4 protein-coding genes are annotated in these 3,947 nt (G+C 45.5%); 1 reads left to right on the forward strand and 3 read right to left on the reverse strand.

The genetic code is table 11. The features are described from left to right. On the forward strand, nucleotides 1–410 hold a 410-nt coding region (locus IT291_02095; protein ID MCC6220012.1), incomplete at its 5' end, for a DUF4143 domain-containing protein. A gap of 90 nt (nucleotides 411–500) precedes the next feature. On the opposite strand, the gene IT291_02100 is transcribed toward IT291_02095, so the two are convergent. Genes IT291_02100 through IT291_02110 form a run of 3 tightly spaced genes read right to left on the reverse strand, consistent with a single transcriptional unit; the run spans nucleotide 501 to nucleotide 3,885 of the window. After that, the gene (locus IT291_02100; protein ID MCC6220013.1) at nucleotides 501–1,244 is read right to left on the reverse strand and encodes a succinate dehydrogenase/fumarate reductase iron-sulfur subunit; all 744 of its coding nucleotides are present in this window, start codon (nucleotides 1,242–1,244) and stop codon (nucleotides 501–503) included. Continuing rightward, entirely contained in the window at nucleotides 1,244–3,157 is a 1,914-nt protein-coding gene (locus IT291_02105; GenBank protein MCC6220014.1) for a fumarate reductase/succinate dehydrogenase flavoprotein subunit, read from the reverse strand. The genes IT291_02100 and IT291_02105 overlap by 1 nt, the downstream gene beginning before the upstream one ends. A gap of 26 nt (nucleotides 3,158–3,183) precedes the next feature. Then, nucleotides 3,184–3,885: a succinate dehydrogenase cytochrome b subunit gene (locus tag IT291_02110; GenBank protein ID MCC6220015.1), complete on the reverse strand. Its 702-nt coding sequence runs from the start codon at nucleotides 3,883–3,885 to the stop codon at nucleotides 3,184–3,186. Nucleotides 3,886–3,947: the final 62 nt, after the last annotated feature.

Raw genomic sequence — 3,947 nt, forward strand, 5'->3', positions numbered from 1 at the left:
GTAGACCTAAATTCTATTTGTTTGATTTGGGTGTAACCAGTGCGCTTCTAGACAGACGTGAGCTACCAGCTAGGTCTAATGCATATGGAAAAGCGTTTGAACATTTTATTGCCTTAGAAATTAGAGCCTATTTGTCTTACTCAAGGAGACAGGAGGCTCTTACTTTTTGGAGAAGCCAATCTGGCATGGAAGTCGATTTTGTTATAGGCGACTCTTTGGCGATAGAAGTTAAAGCATCAGAGAGTGTTCCAGATAGAGCCCTAAAAGGACTTAAGGCATTTATCGAGGAGGGAATTTCGAAACGCCATATTGTCGTTTCGAAGGAGGCCATTAAAAGAAAAGTTGGTAAAATTGAAATTTTCCCCTGGAACGCGTTTCTGGATAGCCTATGGAAAGGCGAATTGTTTTAAGTGACAATATAACTACATCCCTCAATTGCGGCATAACAAATCATGCTGATGGTGGTTATATAGCTACTTCTATAAAACCGGCCTATTGCCTCAAATAAGAGCTTTCGCCCTAAAATACTCGCGGTTCATCCTGGCAATGGCGCTAACTTTTATTTCCTTAGGACATACGGCTTCGCATTCGTATTGGTTGGAGCAGGCTCCAAAACCCTCTTTGTCCATTGCATCAAGCATACTTACGACCCGGTCTTTTCTTTCCGGTTGTCCTTGTGGCAAAACGGCAAATTGCGAGACTTTTGCAGCAGTAAACAACATCGCCGCTGCATTCTTGCAAGACGCTACACATGCTCCACATCCAACACATGCAGCCATATCCATCGCCAAATCGGCATCATGCTTCGAGATAGGAATGCAGTTCGCATCGGGAACTCCGCCAGTGTTTACGGAAATAAAACCGCCAGCTTGAATAATCCTGTCTAACGCACTCCTGTCGACAACTAAATCCTTTACAAGCGGAAATGCTTTTGAGCGAAATGGTTCTATGTAAATGTTCTCGCCATCCCGAAATGAGCGCATGTGCAATTGGCAGGTGGTAACGCCCTTTTCTGGCCCATGCGCAATGCCATTTATCACTAAACCGCAGGTTCCACAAATTCCTTCTAAACAATCCGACTCAAACGAAATGGGCTCTTCTCCCTTCTCAATTAATTCGAGGTTTAAAACGTCGAGCATTTCGATAAACGACATGTCCTCAGTAATGTCGCTAACTTCATAACGCTCCATCCTACCTGGCGACTGGCAGTTCTTTTGCCTCCAAATATGTAGAGTAAATCGCATTATTTATAGCTCCTAACGGCAAGTTCAACATTCTCAAAAACTAAATCCTCTTTGTGCATGACTGGCTTATTGCCATCGCCTCGATATTCCCAAGCTGCTACGAAACCGAAATTAGCATCGTCGCGTCTGGCTTCTCCATCAGGCATTTGATATTCTTCCCTAAAATGCCCTCCACAGGATTCCCGCCTCTCTAAAGCATCGGTGCATAAAAGTTCAGCAAACTCAAGAAAATCCGCAACTCTGCCAGCTTTTTCTAGCGACAGGTTCAGTTCTTCTCCACTGCCACTAACTCGCATATCACTCCAAAATTCCTCCGCTACCACCGGTATCTCTCGCAGCGCTTTTTTTAAACTTGCCTCAGTGCGCGCCATACCACAATTTTCCCACATAATTTTTCCGAGCTTGCGGTGAAAATAATCCACTGGCTTGCTTCCCTTAGACGACAGGAAGCGATTTATTCTTTTTTCAACATCCCCAGCAACCACTTTAAACTCTGCTGCCTCGCGACTAATCGGATCGCCTTTTATCCCTGCCAAATATCCGCCAATAGTATAGGGCAAAATAAAATACCCATCTGCTAATCCTTGCATTAAAGCACTAGCTCCAAGTCGATTAGCACCGTGATCCGAAAAGTTAGCCTCGCCTATCACAAATAAGCCCGGTAAATTGCTCATCAAGTTGTAATCTACCCACAGTCCCCCCATGCTGTAATGCGGAGCTGGGTAAATTCGCATGGGCTGCTCGTAAGGATTCTCCGCCGTAATTCTCTCATACATGTGAAACAAATTCCCATACCTCTCCTCGATCACATCTCGACCCAGGCGATTAATTGCGTCCTTAAAGTCTAAGTACACTCCCTTGCCCGTTCGTCCCACTCCTCTGCCATCATCACAGGCTTCCTTGGCACTTCGCGAAGAAATATCTCGCGGAGCAAGATTGCCGAAACTTGGATACTTGCGCTCCAAGTAGTAATCGCGCTCGTTTTCTGGAATTGACTCAGGCCTTCGCTGATCCCCTTGCTTCTTAGGCACCCATACTCGCCCGTCATTCCTAAGCGATTCAGACATGAGAGTAAGCTTAGCTTGATGCTCCCCGCTGGCGGGAATGCAAGTTGGATGAATTTGCGTGTAGCAGGGATTGGCAAAACAAGCACCTCGCTTATATGCCCTATAAGCCGCGGTGACATTACATCCCTTGGCATTAGTCGAAAGATAAAACACGTTGGTATACCCACCAGTCGCTAGAACTACAGCGTGCCCAGCGTGCGCCTCAATCTTTCCTGTGAGCAGATTCCTAACGACTATTCCACACGCACGCCCATCCTTCACAACTAAGTCCAGCATCTCGCTGTAAACATGCATTCGCACCCTACCTAAACCAACTTGACGAGATAAGGCCGAATAGGCACCGAGCAACAACTGCTGACCAGTTTGCCCGCGAGCGTAAAATGTCCTCGATACTTGGGCTCCGCCAAAAGAACGATTATCTAAGAGCCCCCCATACTCACGAGCGAAAGGCACCCCCTGAGCCACGCACTGGTCAATAATGTTTACACTCACTTGGGCCAGGCGATAAACATTGGCCTCACGAGAACGAAAATCGCCGCCCTTAACGGTGTCGTAAAACAGCCGCCATATGCTGTCGCCGTCATTCTGATAATTCTTCGCCGCATTAATGCCGCCTTGCGCCGCTATGCTGTGCGCCCGCCGCGGCGAGCCGTGGAAACAAAAGCAACTTACTTCATATCCCAACTCCGCGAGTGAGGCAGCCGCAGAACTTCCAGCTAAACCACTACCCACTACCAATATCTTATATTTGCGCTTGTTAGCTGGATTTACCAACTTGATATTAAACTTGTGCTTATCCCATTTTTCGGCCAATGGCCCAGATGGAATATTAGATCTTAGCTCCATGAGGTATATCCCTTAATCTAACGGCCCTAATCTAAAGGCAACTTCAAAAACCCGAGCTGAACAGAAATCGGAATAGATACAAACCCGATAAATACAACCCCGGCAACTACAACACTTAACTTTTTAAGAAATGATGAATTCCTAGGACATGAAAGACCTAAAGTCTGAAAGAAACTAGCAATTGCATGACTTAAATGGCAAAACAATACGCCCATAGCTAAGACGTAACCCAATGCGACCACGCCGTTCTGAAAACCACGAACAGTCATATAGTACACATCGTGCTCGCCAGAGTTATTTCTATTAATCGATAAAGAATAAACCTCAGGATGAAAGGTACCCAAAGTAAAATGCCCCAAATGGTAGATTATATAAACTAGGATTAGCAAACCACTAGCAAGCATAGTCGTCGACGCAAACGAAGCCTGCACAGTATTCTTGCAAACATAATCCGACCCGCGTGCCGAACTATTAACCTGCCTCAATTTTAATGCAGTCGAGACATGAATAAGTAGTGCAGCTAACAAAAACAAACGGGCTCCCCACAAAAGACCTTCATTCTTTTTTAGAAAATGCGCATACGCATTAAAAGCATCGCGTCCTAAAAAAATCTGCAAATTGCCAAGCATATGCACTATTACGAACCCAAGCAGCATAACGCCGCTTAGCGCCATCACTAGCTTTAACCCCACTAACGAATTCAAAAAAAAGCCCTGTTTCTTTTGCATAAATCAAATCTTACACGAGAAATCCACCGCTTACAGATCACGGTAATGTTTTTTGCCTACTA

This window comes from Deltaproteobacteria bacterium, from assembly GCA_020845775.1.
Lineage (GTDB): Bacteria > Bdellovibrionota_C > UBA2361 > SZUA-149 > JADLFC01 > JADLFC01.

What these genes read in the sequence shown, in the direction of transcription:
- IT291_02100 (MCC6220013.1), bottom strand. Translation starts at nt 1,244, where the DNA reads ATGCGATTTACTCTACATATTTGGAGGCAAAAGAACTGCCAGTCGCCA.
- IT291_02105 (MCC6220014.1), bottom strand. Translation starts at nt 3,157, where the DNA reads ATGGAGCTAAGATCTAATATTCCATCTGGGCCATTGGCCGAAAAATGG.
- IT291_02110 (MCC6220015.1), bottom strand. Translation starts at nt 3,885, where the DNA reads ATGCAAAAGAAACAGGGCTTTTTTTTGAATTCGTTAGTGGGGTTAAAG.